The following is a 20818-nucleotide window of genomic DNA, read 5'->3' on the forward strand; positions in this document are numbered from 1 at the left end:
TGTTAGTTCAACAACTACTACAACCAGAGGCAGAGATCACTTTCAGCAATCACTACGCATACAAACGGTTAATGTGGGGTAAATAAAAAACCACACATCACACGCCAGCATCAATGCACTTCATCAAAAAATCTACAACATTGACTAAAATATCCAAATCAATGTTTTTCAGGTTATCCTCGGAAGTATGAATCAGAGTATCTATCAGACTAAATATGTTGCAGGCCGTTAGGGCAATGGTTGGTATTTCTGCGGCAACAAATATCATATGGTCGCCCATAGGCCAGGGTTCAATGCGCTCAAACCCGGGTGTTCGTTTTACATATTCCATGAGTTGGTTCTCAAGTTTCTGCGGGCACGCATAAAAAGAGATAGAAGTAGCACTGCCTCGCAACCCTACACCATCTACATTAACAGCCAACAAATATTCCGGGGAGAGCCCTGCCATATATGTGGTTTCTCCGGGAGTAGAGTAGTAGTCTTTTCGCCATTTAGTATGGCAATTTCAATCTGGAACGGATAGTCGCTATGGGTAAGAGTCTCCGCTAAAGCCAACAGAACAGACACACCCGAAGCATTATCAAGAGCACCGGGTGTTGTGGGTTTTGTGTCAATGTGCGCTGAAAAACAGATTTTATCACGGCAACCTGACCCATAGGTGGCAATTACATTATGGGCTTTTACTGGAATCCGCTCTGTGTTAATGGTTAGTTTTGCTTTCCGGCGGTTACTTTGTAAAAAAATATCCAACCTATCCGCACATATAACGGCACAGGGGATGTTAAAGTCCCCATCTTGTATGATGTGTTCTTTATGCGGGCTAGCCACAATTATGGCTTGGGGATGTTTTTCTTCCAGCAACGCTATGATTTGCTTGTGTTCCTCAGGGTTATAGAATTCAAAGTTTTTTGGCATCAAAGGCTCTTTGCATAACTCACCATAAATAACAGCTATTTTGTCGCTTAACTCTACCTTTTGAAGCACCTCTACGGTATCGATACAGATAAATTCAGCTTGAATATCGCAAGGAAGCGAATATTCTGCGGGTTCCACCTGCACCTTCTGATCATCAACCAACAACAGTGCGCCAAAGTTGAGCCAATCAATACAGTCAAACTCCTGCGCATATACCTGAAAACCACATTTTTGCAATACCTCAAAAGCGTAATCAACCGCTTCTTTATTTTTAGTAGAACCGGTCGGCCTTACGCCAATTTTTTCGCATAACTGATCCATATGTTGCTGTAATAAAGTTGCACGATCGCCCAAAGAAACACCGTGTAGAATAATTACCACCTCAGTATAAAATCCAACCGATAGAAGTCGTGGCTTAATCGTGTAACACCAAAAATAACAACATAATTTGGCAGACTTCATATCAGAGATCATAATCCATGAATGTATGACTATGCTTGCTCAACAAAGTCACCGAAAATCCAAAGGTATAATGAAAAAAAAGCAAACTGATAACACAGTTCCATTATAGCAAAATACATACAGTTTTTTACTTCTTGTCTGTGTATTTGGGTTTTAGTTTGCGTTGCAGTCTTGTTCCTTCTTTGATGAATAGAAGCATTGATACCAAAGTTATGCCTGTTAAAAACCAGAAACTTGTTTCAACCACTAAACTTTTAACAATTAAGCTAAGCAGTATCGTACTTACTTCTGCGGCAAATGCACCTATAAAAAAGAAGGAGTAAAGCATTAATTGTGGCATGAGGTTTTTGCCGACCCATACATGTCCATCAATAGTTGCTCTCTTCTTAGGGATGTAGTCGCCGTTGCTGTTTTTCTCTATTAAGTCAAGATTTTCAAGTTTTTGAAGATGATAGTGCGTGACGCTTGGACTGCTGAGTTTTGCGCCTCTAGTTATTTCTCTTGTTCCTACTGGCCCATCTGCACGGGCAATGAAAGTATAAACGCTTAATGCAGTTCCTTCCAATTCAGCGTTAGTCATTTTTACAGCCTTTTAGTCGGGTTGTTGGTTTACGGCATCACTTTGCCGAAACGGGGATTCGGGTATCCGTTGTGGTCAGTTTCATACTCGGCTATTCCTAAACGAGTTGACTCTGGTAGCTGCATATGATACAAAACTTCGTTGCTAGTAGGTGTGGCTTTAATTCCTGCTGATGTGTTGGAGCTACTTGGATGTTTATAGGTTATCTGCATTATTCTGGTGATGTCAACATAGATTGTTTGGGCGCTTCTTAGGTCAGTTAATGCTTGTGCTGTTTTTTCACCTTTAGATTCAGTTAGAACCGCAATGCAACCAAGGCTACGATGAGCGTCTACAGTTCCTGTTTCTCCTGTGTATTCTGTGTAATATTCAGCTGAGCTATAAGCTACTGTGCATGATTCGGTGTAACCGAGTAGTTCTGTAAAGTCATATACTGTTCCGTCTGCAAAGGTAAAGGTATTCCTGTGGTTTGCCCAATCTATGGGATTATCATAATCCTCGTAGCCGTGATAATCTATGATTGCAGTAGAAACACCGTTAGGTGAGCTTGGGTTGGATACGTTCCCAGCAATTGCCACACACTGTGTCATGTTAAGAATTGAGCCTTGTTCAGAGTAGAAATGGAAATTATAGACTTCTATTTTTGCATCCACATCTGTAAGGTCAACTCCATTAGGCGTTATGTCGTAGCAGATGGATATGGAAATCCAACCTTCGTTAGGGGGTTCATCGATGTAAACAAGTCCAGGAGCGTTATATAGAGTTGCGACATCTGGGGCAGCTTGTACACGCTGTAAGTATGGCGTGAAGAATGGCTGTGTTTGATTTGTGCCGTCTATGGTTAGTGTAATGTATGATAACGGTATAATTGCGGCTATGCCGATTGTTAAAGCGAGTATGCTGTAGAGCAACATTCTTTTTCTGTATTTAACCTGTTTTTCCATACGTGATGACCTCGAGTTTTTGGGTTGACACTAAATATAGTACCATCTTTTTTTCGTTTTGCATCTGTTTTTCCCTGGCTTGTATTTTTCAGGGCAACATATAATTTGACGCTTAGAACACTTTTACTTAAAGTGTTCTAAATTTAGAACAGATGCTATTGTTTTAGAAAATATCAACAAACTTATGGACTTGAAGGGTGTATTGAAAAAATGAACTGTTTAACTGTGAACCTTATCTGCAGTTGATAGGGTGATTTTTTTGTTTTAGTGCTTAAGATTTTTTGTATTTAAGTTTGCTTCTCCAAATATGACAGGTTTATTACTTCGGTGATTTGGGTCATACAACTTAACGTCAGAGCTTTCTCAGCAAAATCCTCCCAAGTTGGGAGCGGCACAAACAGCTCAGATACACTCAAACCTCTCACCAATAAAGGCAATTTTATACCCTAATTACAAAAATACTGGCAAACACACCATTAATCATGAATAGAAAGCAAAAGTGCGGAGGGTGGGATTTGAACCCACGAACCCCTGCGGGATAAGAGCCTCAGTCTTACACCTTTGACCATGCTTGGCGACCTCCGCTTAGATTCTACTTTTTGAGGCTTGCGGAAATATAGAAACATCCAGCCCATTTAAAGGCTTTACGGGAAACAATAAACAAGTCCCAAGGCAGGGCCTCATACAATCAGAAAAAAGACCTAAAAAAAGCCTCATGAATTCATTTTTTGACAGTTTGCTACATCTTTTCGGGGGCAACTATACCAATAAGGTTTAGGGCGTTTTTTAGGACTGTTTGAATGGCTTTCACTAGAGTCAGGCGTGCGTCTGTGAGTTGTTGTGTGTCGGCTTTGAGCACGGGGTAAGCGTTGTAGAAGGTGTTGAATTTGTCGGCTAGGTTGTTTGTGTAGTCGGCGATCATGTTGGGTTTGAGGTATTCGGTGGCTTCGATGAACATATCTGGGAAGCTGGCTATGGTTAGGATTAGTTCTTTTTCTAGTTGTTCGGTGAGGAGTTCATAGTTGGGGTTTTGGGGTGGGTTTGTTATTTTGCGTAGGATGCTTGTGGCTCGGGCGTGGGTGTATTGGACGTAGGGTGCGCTGTTGGTTTCGAAGTTGAGGACTCGTTCCCAGTTGAATATGACGTTTTTGCTGGGGTCTACATCGATTAGTGCGTAGCGTACTGCGCCTAATCCGACAAAGGTGGCGATGGTTTGTTTTTCTTCTGGGCTTAGCATGGGGGAGCGTTTGGTGACTTCTTGGTGTGCGCGGTTGATAGCTTCGTTTAGTACTTCGTCAAATGTTATGTAGTGTCCTCGGCGGCTACTCATTTTGTATCCGGGTAGGGTAACGAGGTTGTAGGCGAAGTGAAATAGGTTTTCGGCTTGTTTGGTGTAGTTTAGGGCGTAGAGAGCGAGTTTGAGTTGAAGTTGGGCTAGGGATTGTTCCATGCCGATGACGTTTATGACTTTGTTGGCGTGTTTGAATTTCCAGATGGTGTAGGCTATGTCGCGGGTGGTGTAGAGGGTGGTGCCGTCGGCGCGGACTAGGGTTAGGGGTGGGATTTCGTTGTTTGGGCTTAGTCCGAGTTTGGTTTTGAGGTTGAGTGTTTGGGTGACTTGGTCGGCGTTGAATTGGAGAACACCTTTTTCGTTTGAGAGGTAGGGTGTTGTTTTGAGTTGGGTCATGACTTGGTTGACTTGGGGGGTCCATACGAGGTCGCTTTCCCAGTCCCATGAGTCATAGGTGATGTTTACGCGGTTCATGGTTTCTTGGAAACCATTTAGGCAGAGATTGCTGACTTCGCGTATAAGGTCTTTTGCCTCGTGTTGGCCGTCTTCGTATGCTCGGTTGAGTTTGTTGATTTCTTCTTCGGGGTTGGGGTCTTCTTCTATTTTTGCCAGCAACATCTCAAAGAGCACGGGGTATTTCTCTTTGAGCTCCACAGCAATAGACAGCCATTCGTCAAGTTCTTTGTTTGCTTTGACTAAGTCAGCGGCATTTTGCAACTCTGTTGCTCTATCACGGGTTTGTTTGAGTCGGTTGATTTCAACAATACAGCAAGTTACGGTGTAGATTTTGCCCACAAACAAGTCCGGTTTCTCAGTGGGTTGGGGTTTGCCTAGCTTCAAATAACCATAGGCCACAACTGAGGATTGGCGTCCGACATCATCAATATAGTAGTGGCGAGAAACTTCATGGCCTCTGTATTGGAGAATGCGGGCTAAAGTGTCGCCTATCATGGGGTTGCGGGCCTGTCCAATGTGGATAGGATGCAGAGGATTGACACTTGTATGCTCAACTATTATTTTTTGTGGAGTATCGGTTTTGACAAAGCCGTATTGGCTGTCTAACTCTTTAATAGATTGTAGTGTGAGTTCGCTGAATTTGGCAAAGTTTAGATGGAAGTTTATGTATCCGCCGCCTGCAGGTGCAACCTTGTCAATGAGACTAAATGCAGATGGATCGATGGCTGCAACCAATTTTTCTGCTAAATCCAACGGTTTTTGGCCTAGTTTTTTGGCTAACTCAAAACATAGTGATGTTGCCAGTTGGCCATATTCGATATTGGGAGTTTTTCTAAGATTAATAGGGGGTAACGCAACTTCGGGAAGCGTTTTTTCTATAACAGCAGTTAATACCGTTTGACATTCTTGGCGAAACAACTCGAAAGGATTTGGGGCAATCATCATTTGCGCTTCCACACTATTTGTGCAATTAATCTTAGCGGTTGTATTTTAAATACGCTGACACATTTATGTGTCTAATGGATCCATAAAAAGCATTAGAAAACAACACCAGCCACATCTACCACACCACACAGCATACAGCCGGGTAGAAAAGAGAAACACAAAGCGTCTTGCTCATTGAGGTAGAGCAGGTAAATAGAAGTTGGTGGGAATTGGAGAATTGTTCTCCGAAGGTTAGGGTGGGGGTTTTTTGTCGTGTTTTTTTGCTAATGCCCGTTGGTTTAGTGCGTCGAGTTTTTCTGCGACTCGTTCAGAGCGTTGTTCTGCAGTGGCAATAAGGGGTTTCCAGTCTTTCTTTTTGACGATAACAGTTAACTGGTCGGCTTGTGCGGGTAGTTTTTCTAGGGCGTCGTTGAAGCGTTTATCGGCAGCTTCGTCGGATTCTACGATTTCGAGGGCTTCCTCGGGGCAGGTTTTTATGCACTGTGGGTCGCCTTCGCAGAGGTTACAGGCAATGGCTTTGCCGGTTTCTGCATGGATGGTGATTCCACCGTGTGGACAGGCTTGGACACACCAGTCGCACCCTTTGCATTTTGCATCGTCTACAATTAGGAGGCTGTTGACCTCGGATTGTGTGATTGCACGTTCAGGGCAAGCTTTTACGCATCGTGCGTCTATGCATCCTCGACAGGTTAGGGCAAAATTGAAGACCGGTACCATTCGTACGACGCGGATTCTACTGCGAACCGGGTTCCAGCTACCTTCACCTTTTTCGGTGGTGCAGGCATATTCGCAAATACCACATCCAATGCATTTGCTTGGGTCCACTGAGACGAATTTTCTAGGCAAGGTTTTAGCGGACATGTGAATTATCAAACCTTTTGGTGTTGAGTATCACTGTGCATAATCTGCTTTTATGCATTACCCAAGAAAAGGGGTTTTTTAAGCCAAAAACCAACAGAGATACAAGAGTTAATTTTACAGTGATTTATTCGTATTTTTCTGCTACTATGGGGTATATAGGATTGTTAGGGGTTGTTTTCGGTTTGTTTTTGTGGGAGGGTTACGTTTTTTTCTCCTGTGAGTTCTTTTTGTAGTGTTTGGGCTCTTTGGGCGACCATTTGGGCTTCAGTTTGTATTTGGGGGTCTTTCATTTCTTCTTTGCGTTTTTCGTTGGATTTTAAGATAAGACGCAAAAGATCTGAGTCGTATGATTTGAGAAGTAATTCTGTGTTTGGAATGAGGCAGTGTCCGCCGATGTATCCTGGAAACATTATGGGGCGGTCGTAGCGTTGACGGTGGGTATCTTCGAGGAAATCAATTGTGTTGTTAAAGTCGGCGTTGAATGTGTGTGCGATGCGGTGCATTTCTTGGAAGCAGGTAATCATCCAGGCGCGGTAGGTGGTTTCAAAGAGTTTAGCTAATTCGGTTTCGGTACAGCTTTTGAGTACTTTAACTTGGAGTCCCAGTGTCTCGAAATGGGTTTTTGCGTCTTTTGCTGCTTTGGGTGTGGCGCCGCCGATGTATTTGGGCCAGCGTTTCATCTCCCAGATCATGTGTTCTACGTTTATGTGCACACCTCGTGCGGGGGAGTGTACCACTTGGCAGTCGTTGCATTTTTTTGCAACTTGAAGAGTGGTTCCCGGCGGAACTGTACTGTTAACTATAATTAGGTTAGGTTGATACTGTTTGGCATAGTCAGCTATGACTTGAGCGAATTTTTCAGGGTTTGCACATGGAAGGGCTACTTGTAGAACGTCAATTTTGTTTGGGATTTTGGTTTTGTCTTGGTTGAGTTCTTGCATTTTGGTTTGATCTAAATCTAAACCGTAAACTGTAAACTCGGCTTTCTTTTCAGTGTAGAGGGAGAAAAGGGTATGGCCGATTTCACCTAACCCAACGATGAGGACTATTTGGTGAGTCATGCTGAGGCCTCGATGGAAATCCATGGGTGTTAAAACTATTTAAATCTGGAGCACAAAAAGACAGGTATGCAGAATTCAAAGCGAGGCATCGGTATTGTGACTGGTGCTAACGTAGAAATTGGTGCCGATTGTGCGATTTGGAACTATGTCGTCATAGGGGAAGGAACCAAAATCGGTGCAGGTACCATTGTGGGTAGTTTTGTTGATTTGGGCAAAAATGTTACCTTGGGTAAAAACTGTAACATACAAGCTCATGTTACCATATCAAACGGTTGTGTGCTAGGCGATAATGTCTTTATTGCCCCAAACACTAGCTTGTTAAATGACAAATATCCCCGATGTAACTATTTGACGCCGCCTATGATAAAAGATGATGCTACCATTGGTGGTGGGGTGACTATTCTTCCCAGCGTAACAATTGGTGAAAAAGCGGTGGTTGGTGGTGGGAGTGTTGTTACCAAAGATGTGGCACCTAGAACCGTGGTTGCGGGTTGTCCAGCTAAGAAAGTTATGTCTCTTGAGGAATTTGAAGCTAAACGCGAAGAATTCTTGGCGCAAAAGTGCAGGGTGTCACCATGAGAGTTTGGTATGACGCCTGCACAGGCAAACAAGTTCGTTATGCCATTGCCATAGCTAAAAAGTTCAGAGCCTTGGGACATGAAGTTATCTTTACCACTCGTGAACATCCCGACACTATTCCACTGGCCAAAGGATTAGGCGAAGATCCACTGGTTGTTGGGAAATATGCACCGACAACGCTTACATCAAGGCTTGAGGAGAGCGCGGAGCGCATTATCCAGTTTGCAAGGATGTTTAGAGATAAAAAACCAGATGTAGCAATTGCCCATCAATCCGTAGAGCTTTGTCGAGTGGCATTTGGCTTGGGCATACCCATCATAACCACCGCTGACACACCCTATGCCTATGCAGTAAATCGCTTAACGTTGCCCTTTGCACACACGGTGGTGGTCTCTGAGGCACTGCCCAAGAGTTTCACAGCAGACAATGGCGCTCACAACGTCGCAGTTTTTAGGGGTGTTGATGAAGTTGCATGGATTAAGGGCTTCAAATCAAAAAAAACAGCCGATACAAAAAGACCACTGATTGTGGTTAGACAGATAGAAACCAGAGCAGTCTATGCAGAAAAAAAACAAGATAACGTTCAAACATTGGCGCAACGACTTGCTGAGCTGGGAAATGTCCATGTCGTTCAAAGATACAATAATGAAAATGAAGAGGCCTACAAGGGGAAGCTGGGTTTTGAGGATACTGCTGAGTTGGTAGCACACGCCGATTTAGTAGTTAGCTATGGCGGCACCATCACACGCGAAGCTGCACTACAGGGCGTACCTAGCATTGGTATCTCAGATATGGCAAAAACCTACGTTAACACCTACCTCGCTCAGAAGGGTTTTCCGCTGTTTGCAACAACAGAGGACCAGGTGATAGAGGTTGCCAAACAGTATTTGGGCAAACGTTTTGATGTTGCTGATAAACTTGCCGCACTTGAGAATCCAGTGGATGTCATAGCAGATATAGCCAAAAACATAACTATGCAAAAGTAACTGTGACAGGATCACCTGTGCGGACAGGATATTTTTTAGCAAAACTGTCTTGATTTAGGGCAAGCTCCAAAAACCCATGACTGCCCACCAAGGCAACGGCTTCTTTTGAGTTAGTTTGTGCATAGGTTTCTCTTAGCGCTAACTTGAGCACTACCTGAGGCAGACTAACGTTTACTGTTTGAGATTGAATTAATTCGCTTGGGATGTTGGTTACTGCGTTGCCAAAGCTGTCAACATATAGAATTTGACCAGTTAGGGTGCCGTTGATGTTTTGGATGCTGGCAAATTTGGGTGTGAGGAGTGGCTGTTGGGTTATTTCAGATCCAAACTCTGCTACAGATATACCGCTGTCGATGTGTGCTGCTACGGGTGCGAAAATATCACGGCCATGAAAAGTGTGTGAAACCTTGGGTAATCTAAATTTGGGGTTGGAGAGTTCATAGACATGCTTGATATCCTGTTGTTGTGCGGCTAGCATCAAGATGCCATTATCAGGACCCACAAAAAATGCCTGGTTAGTCTGTACTACAATCGCCCGTCGTTCTGTGCCCACCCCGGGATCCACAATCGCCACATGCACAGTCCCAACAGGAAAGTAGGGTGCAACTGAGGCCAGCATAAAAGCACCCATGCATATGTTGAATTTATCTACGCCATGAGTTATGTCGATAATTTTAGAGTTGGGGTTTAGGGTGTAGATAACGCCCTTCATCTGAGCGACATAGGGATCATTTAATCCAAAGTCGGTGGTTAGAGTTATCATGATTAGCCGCCATGAACCACTGGAACAAACACAATTTCGTCGCCGTCACAAAGTTGAGTTTCATAACCGTCTAGAACGCTAATTTCGCGCCCATTAACTAGAATCAGAGAGTTAGAACGAGCGTCATTTAGTTCCGAATCAGAAAAAATCTGTTTAAGCGGGGGCAACTCTTGGCAAAGAGTTTCTACAACAGTCTGTATGGAAACTCCATCTTGAAAGCTAAGGGTCAGCTGGGTCTTGCCTGAAATGTGGCGTAATGCACCGAGAAATTTTATAGTTATGAGCATACGAGTAATCTACCATATAGGCGGGATTGTTAAATAGTTTTATTTATGAAAAGACGATGAATTAGGAATAAAAAGGCTGGTTAGCCTTAGCTAAAGTTTTCAAATTTTTCCTGCGTAAGTGTTTCTACGATGTCAGTTGCGATGTCAACAATTGAATCGGCTTGTTTCATCATGGCCTCTCCGTTGACTTCTTCGAGCTGAGAGATCTGCTGAACTATGGTTTCTATTTCTATGAGAAAACGCAGAACCGAATCATTTGAACTGGGAACTTTAGCGCTTTCATCATGGATAAGTATCTCTATAAACGCAGGTTCACCTAAGCTATAGTAGATAGCGTTTCGGGCTTTTCGAATGGCTTCTAAAACCAAACTTGATGCCATGTAAGGGATTTTGCGCGCGGCCTCTAATTCAGCCTTTGCTTCACGCAAATACCTTAATGCCCATCCTTTACGGTACGCATCCATCATACGGATTCTTTTCCGGCTTATTCGGCCATTTCTGATTCGTCAAGGTCAGAATCGTCATCTGAACCGGCTTGAGCTAATGCGTTAGTGCGCGTTATGTATCCAGCAACTTTGTTACGTACCCGGGTGGTTGTGCCCCTGGTAACCTCATCAACTAGACGTTTGTTTTCGTCAAAGCTGGTTGTGAATTTGCCTGGAAAGCGCGTCATCAGGTCTTTGCCGAGGTGCTTTATCTGTTCAGTCTTCACTTTTCCTATGTTTATTCCTCCGGTGTTAACAGTTTTTCTCCAGCGTTTAAAAGCGTAGGAGCAACACTCAATAGAGAACAGGCTTAATTTAAGTTTGCGCCTCAACGGTGAAAAATAAGCCCCCGAGAGGTTACGAGTCAAACGCCAAATAGAAAATTATCTTCGATTAGGGTTTGATGTTGAAGAAAACCTCAAAGTTTTGGGCAATCTGTTCGGCGGCTTCTTCCACAGATATTTTTTTAATGTCTGCCACGGCATCCACAACACATCGTATGTGGGAGGGTTTGGTTAGTTGGCCATTGTAGGGTTGTTTCCAATAAGTTACTGGACCATCGGTCTCTGTTAGCAGATTAGTCAAAGGGGTTTTTTCCACGACTTCGCGAATACCATTAGAATAGGTAGATGGGGGGCCTTCGGTGATAAAGTAGCCGTTGTCTATAGCTTTAGCAAGTGCCGTTAGAGGATGGCTAAACCAATGTAGAAGGACCTTGTTGAGACGATAGGAGGGGAGCATCTCTACGATTTTATCGGTGGTTCCTCTTGAATGTATGATAACGGGGAGTTCCATTGTTTCGGCGAGGCGTAACATTTTGTCAAATACGGTGAGTTGTTGTTCCCAGGTGGATTCATATTTGTAGTCTAAGCCAATTTCGCCGATGGCAACTACTTTGCCTTTTTGGGTTTGGATATAGTCGATGGTTTCTTGGAGTTCGTTTTCTTTGAGTACATTTACGTTCCAAGGATGGATACCTAAAGCTGGATAGACCAAATCGGGGTATTGTTGGGATAATTTGATATCATTTTGACATGTTGTTAAGTCCAGCGAATTGGTGACTAGTGCAGTCACGCCAGAGTTTTTGGCATCCGCTATCAGTTCATCAATGTGCCCGGCATACTCGGCCTCAGAGAGGTGAATATGAGCGTCTATTAGCTTCATTTTGTTCAGCGCTATATTTGCCTTTGAGGGTTTTAAGATTTTCTTATGTTTACTTCAAATCAGCCGTTGGAAACATTTTAGTGTAAAAAGAGATAACAAAGGTTAAATACAGCCTTAAATAGAAAAAGAAGCGAAAGAGATGTCGATATGATTGAATTAGAAATAGCTGTAGCCCCCATGCATAGACTATGCAAAAAAGCAGGCGCCGACCGAGTAAGCGAAACCGCAGCAAAAGAACTAGCTAAATCCTTAGAGGAAATCGGAGTAAAAATCGCTAAAGAAGCACTCGATTTTGCGATGCATGCAGGAAGAAAAACCATCAAAGCGGAAGATATTGAAATCGCCGCAAAAAAAGTCATGGGAAAATAAACTAACAAATCTCACTTTCCATCCCTTCTTTCTTTTTGTTTCTCTATCAGATTGGGATTCTGAAATTATTGTTGCTGACAAACCGAACTATTTTCATAAAGAAAAAGCAGAATCGACGATAAATTTAATTATCATCCCCAAATATACGAGCCTCATTGGAGAGTAAACAGAGTGAAGGCCATCATATTTGGAGCACCGGGCGCAGGAAAAGGCACGTATTCCTCACGGTTACAGAACCAACTTGGCGTTGAGGTTATCGCTATGGGCGATATTTTCCGGGAATCCGTTAAACAGAATTCCGAGCTGGGCAAAAAAGTCAAAAGCTACGTTGAACAGGGCGCATTAGTCCCAGATGATGTTGTTGTGGAGGTTCTAAAAGACCGACTCAGCAAAATTCCCGCAGATAAGGGTTTCTTACTTGATGGATTTCCACGCACCATCGAGCAGGCTAAAACTTTAGAGGGTATCGCAAAGATTGATGTTATCCTCCAACTAGATGTCCCTGATGAAATCATCATCGAACGGCTCTCTTCACGGCGCATCTGTAAAAACTGTAATGCCGTTTACAACATTCGCTTTCTCAAACCCAAAGTAGAGGGTATATGCGACAAATGCGGTGGTGAGCTCTACCAGCGCAACGACGATAACATTGAAGTTATCAAACATCGTCTCAATATCTACAAAACCCAAACCGCACCCCTCATCGTATACTACAGAGAGAAAAATATTCCGTTTGTGGTTTCCGTTACCAAATCGCTGGATTCGCCACCTGAACCCATGGTTGCAAAAATGTTAGAAGATCTAACAAAGATGGGTTTCTGCTAAATATCGAGTATAAACTCTAAAACCACCCGTTCAGGTTCGCGGATAACCACCATCAAATGGTATGTTACCGCTTTCACCCCTACTTTTTGGGGATGTCGTTTGGGGTTAAATTTTTCACCCCATGCTTTTGCTGTAAACTTGAAACTCTCAGGAGTTTCTTGCCAATCACTTATTTGGAATTTACTATAGAGCATACCATCTGTTTCGAACTTGACCAGTAAAGCTTCAAGCCAATTGTAGAGCAAAGCATATTGATCTTCAGCTTCCACCTCAAAGGTATCTTCTTTGGTCTGAGCGATTTTGGCACTGTTTGTCATAGTTTCAAACAGGGCTAACGCCGCATTTTCGTATGCTTCCTCCATGCGGGTACCTAGCGCCCGAACATAGATGTCTGCAGTGTGTTCTAAGAACTCAAATTTCCCAGCGAACTTGTCAGATTTACTCATAACTTAACCAAAAATAGATAGGTGGGCTAGAATAAAAACAAATTTTCCCCATCAAAAAGATAGGGCAAGCTACAAAGAAAGAAAGATTAGAAGTATTTGGTGGCTTTCTGTATGGCCGCAGCTGCAAGTTTAGCAGATAGTTCCAGATCTTTGAGGCTCATTATACCAGTTGGACTGTGGATATAGCGTGTGGGAATCGAGATAGTTCCGCTTGGGATGCCTTGTCGTGTGATGGATATGCGTGCAGCATCAGTGCTACCAAGCAGGCCTGATTCGAGCTGGATAGCGATTTGTTCTTCCTGTGCTGTTTCGCGAAGCCAGCGAAGAATCTTGGGGTGAGTGATTAATCCAGAATCGCTAATAGTCAATGCGGGTCCTTTGCCCATTTTAACACTGGTATCGAATTCGCGAACACCTGGAACATCGCCTGCGATGGTTACATCCAGTGCTATTGCAAGGTCGGGATCTACACCAAAGGCAGCAGTTGCCGCACCCCGCAGACCCACCTCTTCTTGCACAGTACCTACCGCACATACGGTGCAGTCTACTTCTTTTAGCAATCGCATGGTTTCAACCATGACTGCACAGCCAGCACGGTTGTCAAATGCTTTACCCATGACTGTGTCTTTGCCCAAGGGAGCATATTTTACATCAAACGCAACAGGATCACCTATTGCAACGCCCATTGCAACAGCATCATCTTTGCTTTCAGCACCTATGTCAATGAAGAGATCGTCATAGCTGATGATTTTTTTACGTTCCTCTTCTTTTTGAATATGGGGCGGCTTTGAGCCGATAACGCCTGGGTAAGTAACTGATTTGGTGTGGACAACAACTTTTTGTGCGGGAAGAATGCGGTCGTCAATTCCACCCATTTTGCTAAACTGTATAAAACCGTCTTTGGTTATGGTTTTCACCATCAACCCGACTTCATCCATATGTGCAGCAAGCATGATTTTGGGTGCGTTGGGTTTACCGTTTTTGATCGCTATGACGTTTTCCATGCGGTCAACTTGGATCTTATCGGCATGGGGTTTTAGCATCTCTACCATGAGGTCACGGACAGGGGTTTCTCTGCCAGTGACACCGCAAGCGTTGGAGAGCTTTTCTAGATTCTGATTTAGTGACAAGATTAAATCCTCTAAGTTTGTATAGTTAAAATTTGAGGGGTCTAGTTATTAAATGGTTTTGGCACAGTACGCGCATTACTTGACTCTTAAAAAGTATACAATAACAAATACAACAATATCGTGGCTATATTTCAAGGAGTGCCCTGCTGAGAAGCATCTATGGCTTTTTTTGTGTCCCGATAATTGCGGATAATGAGTAAAAAAGTCACCACACCCGTATTAATGGGCACTATCCAAGATAGATCAGTGTACAGAGGTTCAGTGATCCAGTTTATTGCTAACCCTGTTAAATATACAGATATAACAAGGAGAACTAGAACAGGGAGTAAATATATTACCCTAGCTTTCTGTACACCATATTTCCGTTCAAGTTTTATGAGTAAGCCGGCTGAGAAAAAATCTTTAGCGCATATGGGCGCTGAGAGATCAATAGTTCGCGTATTTTCAGCCTCCTCCAATCTAACACTTTCAGGCATACCTCGAAGAAGAACAAAACCAAGAATGGTGGCAACAACCATAATAGAAATGCTCCAAATGAGGTGATCAAAGATACCAACCCCACTTCCCAGAATATAGAAACAAAGAACCAAAACAACCCTGTAGCGCAACTTGTTTGGTTTATGTCTAGCGGCATATATGTTAACCAATACAAGAGCAAGCAATAACACAAATGCGATAAGCAACAAAACAGATAGCTTCGCAAAGTCCACAGCATTACGCCCCATGTTGGCTATTAGGGCATAAATGAAAATACAAGCAATTAATTAACTTTATGAAATTATGATAAGATAAGGTTAGACTTTGAATCTGAATTAGTTGCTTATCTACCCCCAGGGTACAAAGTATTATTTGTAAACTCTAAATCACAGGATTTGGTAACCACTAATGACAATATCTGTTGACTGCCGTTGAGGCGGGTTGTTGAGGAGGTGCTTGGTTTGTCATCAATCAGCCAGCCCCGAACAGTGTGTTAGAGGGTTAGAAGTTACGGTGCAGATGAGGTCAAATATTAAATATCTGATTTAGTTAGTAGGAATTATCTAGTGACCCTCATGTTAGACATCAAACTTATCCGTGAGAACCCTGATTATGTCAAAGCTAACTTAGCTAAACGTAATAGTCCTGAATGTCTTCAGATGCTCCAAGACCTCATTAGCCTCGACAAAGAATGGCGCCAAAACAGCACTAAACTAAACGACCTGCGTCATGATCGAAAACAAGTTACAGTAGAGATTGCAAAACTCAAAAAAGCAGGCAAAGAAGCGGATGGTGAATTTAAAAGGGCACAAGATATTGATCAAAAGATCAAACTAGTTGAGACAGAGGTTTGTGAGCAGGAAACTAAAATCCGCACGTTCCTTCTTAACTTGCCAAATCTGCTTGATGAGTCGGTTCCATTTGGTAATGATTCAAATGATAATCTCACCATTAAAAAGTGGGGTACTGTTCCTCAGTTTAGTTTTCCAGTTAAAAATCATATTGATCTTGCTTTGGCACTTGATCAGGTTGATATGGAACGGGCAGGTAAAGTGGCGGGGGCGCGTTTCTTCTATCTCAAAGGTGATATAGCCCGTCTTGATATGGCGTTGATGAGTTTTGCCATAGATGAGTTGTCCAAGAGCGGTTACATTCCAATTGTTCCACCCTATCTTATGAACAGAGAAGCCTATGAAGGTGTAACCTCATTGGCAGACTTTGCAGATGTACTCTACAAAGTGGAAGGTGAAAACAGCTACTTAATTGCCACCTCTGAGCATCCCATGGCAGCTATGTACATGAATGAAACCCTGAAACAAGATGATTTGCCCATCAAGCTAGCTGGAATTAGTCCTTGTTTTCGTAAAGAAGCAGGTGCACATGGCAAAGACACCCGCGGCATTTTCCGTACGCATCAATTTAACAAAATAGAGCAGTTCATCTTTTGTAATCCCGAAGACAGCTCCAAATTTCAAGAGGAACTTCTTGCAAACTCGGAAAATATCCTCCAAAAGTTAGAGTTGGCGTATCGGGTTGTTAATGTTTGTACGGGCGATATTGGTACTGTTGCAGCTAAGAAATATGATATTGAAGCGTGGATGCCCGCGCCGGGGGATTATCGTGAGGTTGTATCGTGTAGTAACTGTACTGATTATCAGGCCCGACGTTTAGGCATCAAATATCGTCTCAAAGAGGGCGCGCCGCCGCTGGGACCGTTACATACGCTTAATGCCACTGCTATTGCCACTGGAAGAACCATTGTTGCTTTGTTAGAGAACAATCAAAACGCGGATGGAACGATAAATATACCGAAAGTGTTAAGGAAATATATGGGTGATAGAGAAAAAATAGGCTGTCAACGCTAAAAGTTTTAATACAGCCTTGAGAATCTTGTGGAACGACTTGGAGAAATTAGCTTGTCAACAAAATCGGCAAAGCATATCCGCGATAAGTGGCGCGGAAAGACATGGTACATGGTCATTGCACCACCGTTCTTCGGCAACATCGAGTTAGGCAGTATTCCAGCCCAAGAGGAAAAAATGTTACTGGGCAGAGTTGTAGAGGCAACTCTCTATGACATAACAGGTGACTTTTCCCATCATTACCTGAAAATGGCGTTTCAGATTAACCAGATCGATGGAAAAACTGCCCGAACTCTCTTCAAAGGTCATGAATATTCACGCGACTATCTCAGAAGCTTGGTTCGCAGAAGAACAACCAAAGTAGATGGATTGTTCAACCTCGTTACCAAAGACGGTTTCAAACTTCGCATATCCGTCTCTGCCCTGACCCTCTCGCGCATAAAGACTTCACAAGAAAAGATCATCCGCGACATGATGGAAAAAATCATCCGTGAAAAAGCTGCTACCCTTACCCTTGACCAATTTGTGCAAGAAATGGTACTAGGCAAAATTGCCTCAGACATCTACAATCAAGCCAAACTTGTTGCACCCCTGCGTCATGTTGGTATACGCAAATCCAAACTCGTCGCCGCCCCAGCAAAACTACCTAAATTCGCTGTAGCACCAATTGTTGAAGCAGAAGCACCCGAAGACGAGGAACTAGAAGAAGACGACGAAGCCCCTGATGAAGAAGAGGGCGCAACAGAAGACGACGACAACACAGAAGGAATAGAAGAAGTAGCTCAGGAATAATCCGTTCTTCTTTCTTTCTTTTCTTTTTAATCTAAACAGTTTTTAACTTTACAGTTTATTTGAGATCGATTAGCTATGCTTCAACAAGGAGAGCGTAGGTTTTGAGAGTTACTGCGTTAGCGGGTGGAGTAGGTGCCGCCAGATTTTTGACAGGTTTAGTGCGGCTTATCAGAGAAGAAGACCTCTCAGTGATTGTCAACACAGGTGATGATATCAACCTTTTTGGGTTGCATATCTCGCCTGATGTGGACATAGTTGCCTATACGTTGGCAGGTGTTGTGGATGAGGAAAAAGGCTGGGGGGTCAGAGGGGATAGCTTCTGTTGTTTGGATAAACTCAAAAGGTACAATGCCGCTGGCACGTGGTTTAATGTCGGTGACCAAGATTTAGCTATACATATCTACAGAACCCAGCGTTTGGCGCAGGGAGCATCGCTTGCAGATATTGCCGGAGAAGTTAGTCGTAGTTTAGGACTTAAAATCAAGATTTTGCCTATGAGCAATGACCATTTTGAAACCCGCATAACCACGCATATAGGTAACATGCATTTTGAAGAGTATTTTGTTAGAGATCAATGTAGAGATGAAATTCTAAGTATCCAATTTGATGGCGTGGCATCTGCAAAGCCGGCACCACAAGTTTTAGATGCGCTCCTAGATGCAGATCGGGTGATTGTCTGCCCAAGCAACCCTATTGTGAGTATCGGCACGATTCTCTCAGTTAAGGGCATCAGAGAAGCGCTTCAGCAAACAAAGGCACGGGTGACTGCGATAAGTCCGATTGTTGGGGGAATGCCGCTTAAGGGCCCAGCTGATAAGATGTTGCAAAGTGCAGGTTTGGAGGTTTCTGCCTACAGTGTTGCTAAACTTTATGCTGATTTTCTTGATGCTTTTGTGATTGATATTAGAGATGCCGCGGAGAGAACGCGAATTGAAAAACTGGGCGTAGATGTTTTAGTAACCAACACGATAATGAAATCGTTGGAGGATAAAATTTCACTGGCTAAAGCAACTCTATCGAGCTAGTTTTCAGCAGGTTAACAACCTACACTACGTATGTGTATATCATAAACGTTTGATAAGCAAGCAAACTCGAGTGATCATGCAGATCAAAAACTAAAAAAACATTCATAAAGAAACAAATGCAACAAGGCATTTAAGCCACATATAAGTATAAAATGAAATAAATATTTAAAAAAAATAAAATAAAACAAAAACCTAAGCTTAAACTGATCTTATTTTAAATAAGAAAACAATAGGTTATATTAAGCACAATAAATACTAATCAACCAAGAGATGGATGGTATGGCTGAAAAGAAAAGTTACGAGTGGTTTGAACAACGCCGCAAAACCATAGGCTTAGAATTAGCCCATGAACAGATAACTAAAGCGTTTGATACTGTAACTTTGTTACATAAAGCAACTAAATGCTTCTCTGAGAAGAATTTTTCAGAAGCCAAAAAATACATCGATAACCTCTATAATGCCGAAGAAGAAGTTGACAAACTTCGTAGCGACACGTTTATGGAACTCTCCAAAGGTGCCGCGCTGATTTCTGATTACCGTGAAGACCTGTTACACCTTGTCAAGCGCTTAGATACACTAGCTGACCATACCAAAGATGCCGCCCGATGTCTCGAAATGCTATCTGAAGCCGAAATTCCTCAGGAGCTCTCAGAGAAAACTGTCTTTATGACCTCCAAACTTGTTGAAACCGCTCAGACTCTACGGAGCAGTATCGAAAAAATCTCCGCCGCCCCAAATGAAGCCATAAAGGAAGCAAAACAAGTCGGAGAAATTGAACAGGCCATAGATAAAGAATATCTTAAAACAAAAAATCTCTTCATCAAGTATGGAGTAAACATGAACTGTGGTGCCATGGTCATATTTGATGACTTAATCGAATTCATAGAACAGGCCGCAGACATGTGCGCTGACACAGCTGACTACATACAAGTACTCTCAAGTAGAGAGTAAACTCTTTTTATTTATTTTTGTGCACTGTCAATCACTTTATTTTGAAGAGAAAACAAGCAAGAATAAAGAAGAGATAGATCTGCCGTGTAGGGCAGGTTTTCAAATTTTTCGCAACAGTGGTTAAGGGAGTTATCGGCTGTAGTCTCTGCCTTCGGGTTTGGTGTTTGTTGGTTTTGCTCCGGCTTCGGGAATCTGGGGTAGCGGGATTGGGGGGGGAATATTGAGGGAGCGGGAAATTAGTACTGATTCGATGAAAACTACATTGGATATTGATTGGATGATTATCTGTGCCGGAGGTTTTTTCTGTTCATAATCTTTGAGAATTTTGTCGACTTCTTCTTTGTCACCTATAACGTATGCGGTACCTTTGAGGTTCATTTGTGCGATGGAGGGATTATAGACGATTGATAAGACAAAGGGCACATCAAGAGAGTTATCTTGCTTTTTTTCCATGCCCACCACGTTGATGTTTGTGTTTATCTGGATGGGTGGAATCGGTTTGCGGATATCCCAGAATCGTTCTGCTGAGATGCTTGAAACGGTAACATTAACTCGAAGCATGGTAGGTCAAAAAGAATAGTGTAGTTGGAGGATTTAAAACTGCTTATTTTTGCTTATAGCGCGTAAATCCGCAGTGACCGCAAGTGTAGCGATTATGGTGGTCTGCCATAAAGTATCCGGTGCCACACCGTTCGCAGGCAGGGCGTACGCGGGAAACTTTATCAGTTTCAACCTTGTAGAGGTCTTTGGCGCCTTTTTCGGTTTTACGTTTCTTATCGGACTTTGCTTTATCGTCTTTCTTTGCACCTGCAGCTCCTTTTGCCGCTGGGTCATTCTTTGGTGCCATTATGCATTCGCCTCTTCAGCAGATTTCTCTTTGGGATTGTTCCGTTTTTGGATGTACTCTGGCTCTACTAGTTTGGCTTGAGCAACGGATTGATAAACATTTGCAACTCCTTGGGTGATGCTTGTACCGGTTTTGGTACGCATACGTTTAACGTAAACGACTTCTGCACCGATTTTTAATTCACCTGCAACGGCTTTTTTGACTTCTAGTCGCTGCGGAGTTTTCTCTTTTGGACCAGAAACGATGGTGAAACCTACTTCTGTCCGTTTCAGAAGTTGGTTCTCCTTGGTTGAATCTATTTTGATTTGCATTAGT

General features: G+C 42.9%; 25 protein-coding genes, 1 tRNA gene and 2 pseudogenes. 8 read left to right on the forward strand and 20 right to left on the reverse strand.

The features are described 5' to 3' along the window. Positions 1 to 97 precede the first annotated feature (97 nt). The 9 genes from FWF39_RS02075 to FWF39_RS02115 form a co-directional block, all read right to left on the reverse strand. Positions 98 to 421, reverse strand: a complete 324-nt coding sequence (locus FWF39_RS02075) for a M28 family peptidase (protein ID WP_343381776.1) — start codon at positions 419 to 421, stop codon at positions 98 to 100. Then, on the reverse strand, positions 406 to 1236 hold the full coding sequence (locus tag FWF39_RS02080) for a M28 family peptidase (protein ID WP_343381777.1): 831 nt from the start codon (positions 1234 to 1236) through the stop codon (positions 406 to 408). Before FWF39_RS02080 ends, FWF39_RS02075 begins: the two co-directional genes overlap by 16 nt. Before the next feature lie 268 nt (positions 1237 to 1504). Next, positions 1505 to 1957 (reverse strand): hypothetical protein, encoded by a 453-nt coding sequence (locus FWF39_RS02085; RefSeq protein ID WP_343381778.1) that lies wholly within the window; start codon positions 1955 to 1957, stop codon positions 1505 to 1507. A 29-nt stretch (positions 1958 to 1986) separates the two neighbouring features. Continuing rightward, entirely contained in the window at positions 1987 to 2901 is a 915-nt protein-coding gene (locus tag FWF39_RS02090; protein ID WP_343381779.1) for a hypothetical protein, read from the reverse strand. 287 nt (positions 2902 to 3188) lie between these two features. Further along, positions 3189 to 3317: a hypothetical protein gene (locus FWF39_RS02095; RefSeq protein WP_343381780.1), complete on the reverse strand. Its 129-nt coding sequence runs from the start codon at positions 3315 to 3317 to the stop codon at positions 3189 to 3191. 84 nt (positions 3318 to 3401) lie between these two features. After that, positions 3402 to 3486: transfer RNA gene (locus FWF39_RS02100), tRNA-Leu, on the reverse strand. A 154-nt stretch (positions 3487 to 3640) separates the two neighbouring features. Next, positions 3641 to 5593: an arginine--tRNA ligase gene (locus FWF39_RS02105; protein WP_343381781.1), complete on the reverse strand. Its 1953-nt coding sequence runs from the start codon at positions 5591 to 5593 to the stop codon at positions 3641 to 3643. A gap of 231 nt (positions 5594 to 5824) precedes the next feature. Then, complete coding sequence (locus tag FWF39_RS02110) at positions 5825 to 6454, reverse strand: 4Fe-4S dicluster domain-containing protein (protein ID WP_343381782.1); 630 nt, start codon at positions 6452 to 6454, stop codon at positions 5825 to 5827. A 164-nt stretch (positions 6455 to 6618) separates the two neighbouring features. Beyond that, positions 6619 to 7515 (reverse strand): GDP-mannose dehydrogenase, encoded by an 897-nt coding sequence (locus tag FWF39_RS02115; protein ID WP_343381783.1) that lies wholly within the window; start codon positions 7513 to 7515, stop codon positions 6619 to 6621. 66 nt (positions 7516 to 7581) lie between these two features. Here FWF39_RS02115 and FWF39_RS02120 point away from each other — a divergent pair, with 66 nt between their 5' ends. Continuing rightward, complete coding sequence (locus FWF39_RS02120; protein ID WP_343381784.1) at positions 7582 to 8094, forward strand: acyltransferase; 513 nt, start codon at positions 7582 to 7584, stop codon at positions 8092 to 8094. Next, the gene (locus FWF39_RS02125; protein ID WP_343381785.1) at positions 8091 to 9080 is read left to right on the forward strand and encodes a DUF354 domain-containing protein; all 990 of its coding nucleotides are present in this window, start codon (positions 8091 to 8093) and stop codon (positions 9078 to 9080) included. Before FWF39_RS02120 ends, FWF39_RS02125 begins: the two co-directional genes overlap by 4 nt. Here FWF39_RS02125 and FWF39_RS02130 read toward each other — a convergent pair. The 5 genes from FWF39_RS02130 to FWF39_RS02150 form a co-directional block, all read right to left on the reverse strand. Next, on the reverse strand, positions 9067 to 9843 hold the full coding sequence (locus FWF39_RS02130; protein WP_343381786.1) for an SAM-dependent chlorinase/fluorinase: 777 nt from the start codon (positions 9841 to 9843) through the stop codon (positions 9067 to 9069). The genes FWF39_RS02125 and FWF39_RS02130 overlap by 14 nt on opposite strands. Positions 9844 to 9845: 2 nt before the next feature. Continuing rightward, complete coding sequence (locus FWF39_RS02135; RefSeq protein WP_343381787.1) at positions 9846 to 10130, reverse strand: MoaD/ThiS family protein; 285 nt, start codon at positions 10128 to 10130, stop codon at positions 9846 to 9848. Between the two features lie 86 nt (positions 10131 to 10216). Next, positions 10217 to 10597: a hypothetical protein gene (locus FWF39_RS02140; RefSeq protein ID WP_343381788.1), complete on the reverse strand. Its 381-nt coding sequence runs from the start codon at positions 10595 to 10597 to the stop codon at positions 10217 to 10219. A gap of 17 nt (positions 10598 to 10614) precedes the next feature. Then, positions 10615 to 10842 carry a 30S ribosomal protein S17e gene (locus tag FWF39_RS02145; protein ID WP_343381789.1) on the reverse strand — a complete coding sequence of 76 codons (228 nt, stop codon included), beginning with the start codon at positions 10840 to 10842 and terminating at the stop codon, positions 10615 to 10617. Between the two features lie 166 nt (positions 10843 to 11008). Then, positions 11009 to 11779, reverse strand: coding sequence for a TatD family hydrolase (locus FWF39_RS02150; protein WP_343381790.1), 771 nt, complete (start codon positions 11777 to 11779; stop codon positions 11009 to 11011). Positions 11780 to 11899: 120 nt separating this feature from the next. Between FWF39_RS02150 and FWF39_RS02155 the strand changes: the two are divergent. Both FWF39_RS02155 and FWF39_RS02160 read left to right on the forward strand, forming a co-directional pair. Beyond that, positions 11900 to 12148 (forward strand): annotated as a pseudogene (locus FWF39_RS02155) (histone family protein); the annotation flags it as partial. Between the two features lie 171 nt (positions 12149 to 12319). Next, positions 12320 to 12973, forward strand: coding sequence for an adenylate kinase (locus tag FWF39_RS02160; RefSeq protein ID WP_343381791.1), 654 nt, complete (start codon positions 12320 to 12322; stop codon positions 12971 to 12973). Here the strand turns inward: FWF39_RS02160 and FWF39_RS02165 are convergent. From FWF39_RS02165 to FWF39_RS02175, 3 genes are all read right to left on the reverse strand, one after another. After that, complete coding sequence (locus FWF39_RS02165; protein WP_343381792.1) at positions 12970 to 13419, reverse strand: archease; 450 nt, start codon at positions 13417 to 13419, stop codon at positions 12970 to 12972. The two genes, FWF39_RS02160 and FWF39_RS02165, sit on opposite strands and share 4 nt — an antisense overlap. A gap of 86 nt (positions 13420 to 13505) precedes the next feature. Continuing rightward, entirely contained in the window at positions 13506 to 14549 is a 1044-nt protein-coding gene (locus tag FWF39_RS02170) for a M42 family metallopeptidase (RefSeq protein WP_343381793.1), read from the reverse strand. A gap of 131 nt (positions 14550 to 14680) precedes the next feature. After that, the gene (locus FWF39_RS02175) at positions 14681 to 15259 is read right to left on the reverse strand and encodes a hypothetical protein (protein WP_343381794.1); all 579 of its coding nucleotides are present in this window, start codon (positions 15257 to 15259) and stop codon (positions 14681 to 14683) included. 342 nt (positions 15260 to 15601) lie between these two features. Here FWF39_RS02175 and serS point away from each other — a divergent pair, with 342 nt between their 5' ends. The 4 genes from serS (at position 15602) to FWF39_RS02195 (ending at position 19656) form a co-directional block, all read left to right on the forward strand. Beyond that, the gene (serS, locus tag FWF39_RS02180) at positions 15602 to 16891 is read left to right on the forward strand and encodes a serine--tRNA ligase (protein WP_343381811.1); all 1290 of its coding nucleotides are present in this window, start codon (positions 15602 to 15604) and stop codon (positions 16889 to 16891) included. A 51-nt stretch (positions 16892 to 16942) separates the two neighbouring features. Continuing rightward, entirely contained in the window at positions 16943 to 17680 is a 738-nt protein-coding gene (locus FWF39_RS02185; protein ID WP_343381795.1) for a 30S ribosomal protein S3ae, read from the forward strand. 101 nt (positions 17681 to 17781) lie between these two features. After that, positions 17782 to 18705, forward strand: a complete 924-nt coding sequence (gene cofD, locus FWF39_RS02190; RefSeq protein ID WP_343381796.1) for a 2-phospho-L-lactate transferase — start codon at positions 17782 to 17784, stop codon at positions 18703 to 18705. A 279-nt stretch (positions 18706 to 18984) separates the two neighbouring features. Next, on the forward strand, positions 18985 to 19656 hold the full coding sequence (locus FWF39_RS02195) for a DUF47 family protein (protein ID WP_343381797.1): 672 nt from the start codon (positions 18985 to 18987) through the stop codon (positions 19654 to 19656). Positions 19657 to 19785: 129 nt separating this feature from the next. Here the strand turns inward: FWF39_RS02195 and FWF39_RS02200 are convergent, their stop codons facing one another. The 3 genes and pseudogenes from FWF39_RS02200 to FWF39_RS02210 form a co-directional block, all read right to left on the reverse strand. After that, positions 19786 to 20217, reverse strand: coding sequence for a hypothetical protein (locus FWF39_RS02200; protein ID WP_343381798.1), 432 nt, complete (start codon positions 20215 to 20217; stop codon positions 19786 to 19788). 43 nt (positions 20218 to 20260) lie between these two features. Next, a pseudogene (locus tag FWF39_RS02205) lies at positions 20261 to 20425 on the reverse strand (30S ribosomal protein S27ae); the annotation flags it as partial. 77 nt (positions 20426 to 20502) lie between these two features. Beyond that, positions 20503 to 20814 carry a hypothetical protein gene (locus FWF39_RS02210; RefSeq protein ID WP_343381799.1) on the reverse strand — a complete coding sequence of 104 codons (312 nt, stop codon included), beginning with the start codon at positions 20812 to 20814 and terminating at the stop codon, positions 20503 to 20505. Positions 20815 to 20818: the final 4 nt, after the last annotated feature.

Origin of the sequence: Candidatus Bathycorpusculum sp. (assembly GCF_009778815.1) — an archaeon.
In the GTDB taxonomy this organism is placed as follows: Archaea; Thermoproteota; Bathyarchaeia; order Bathyarchaeales; family Bathycorpusculaceae; genus Bathycorpusculum; species Bathycorpusculum hydrogenotrophicum.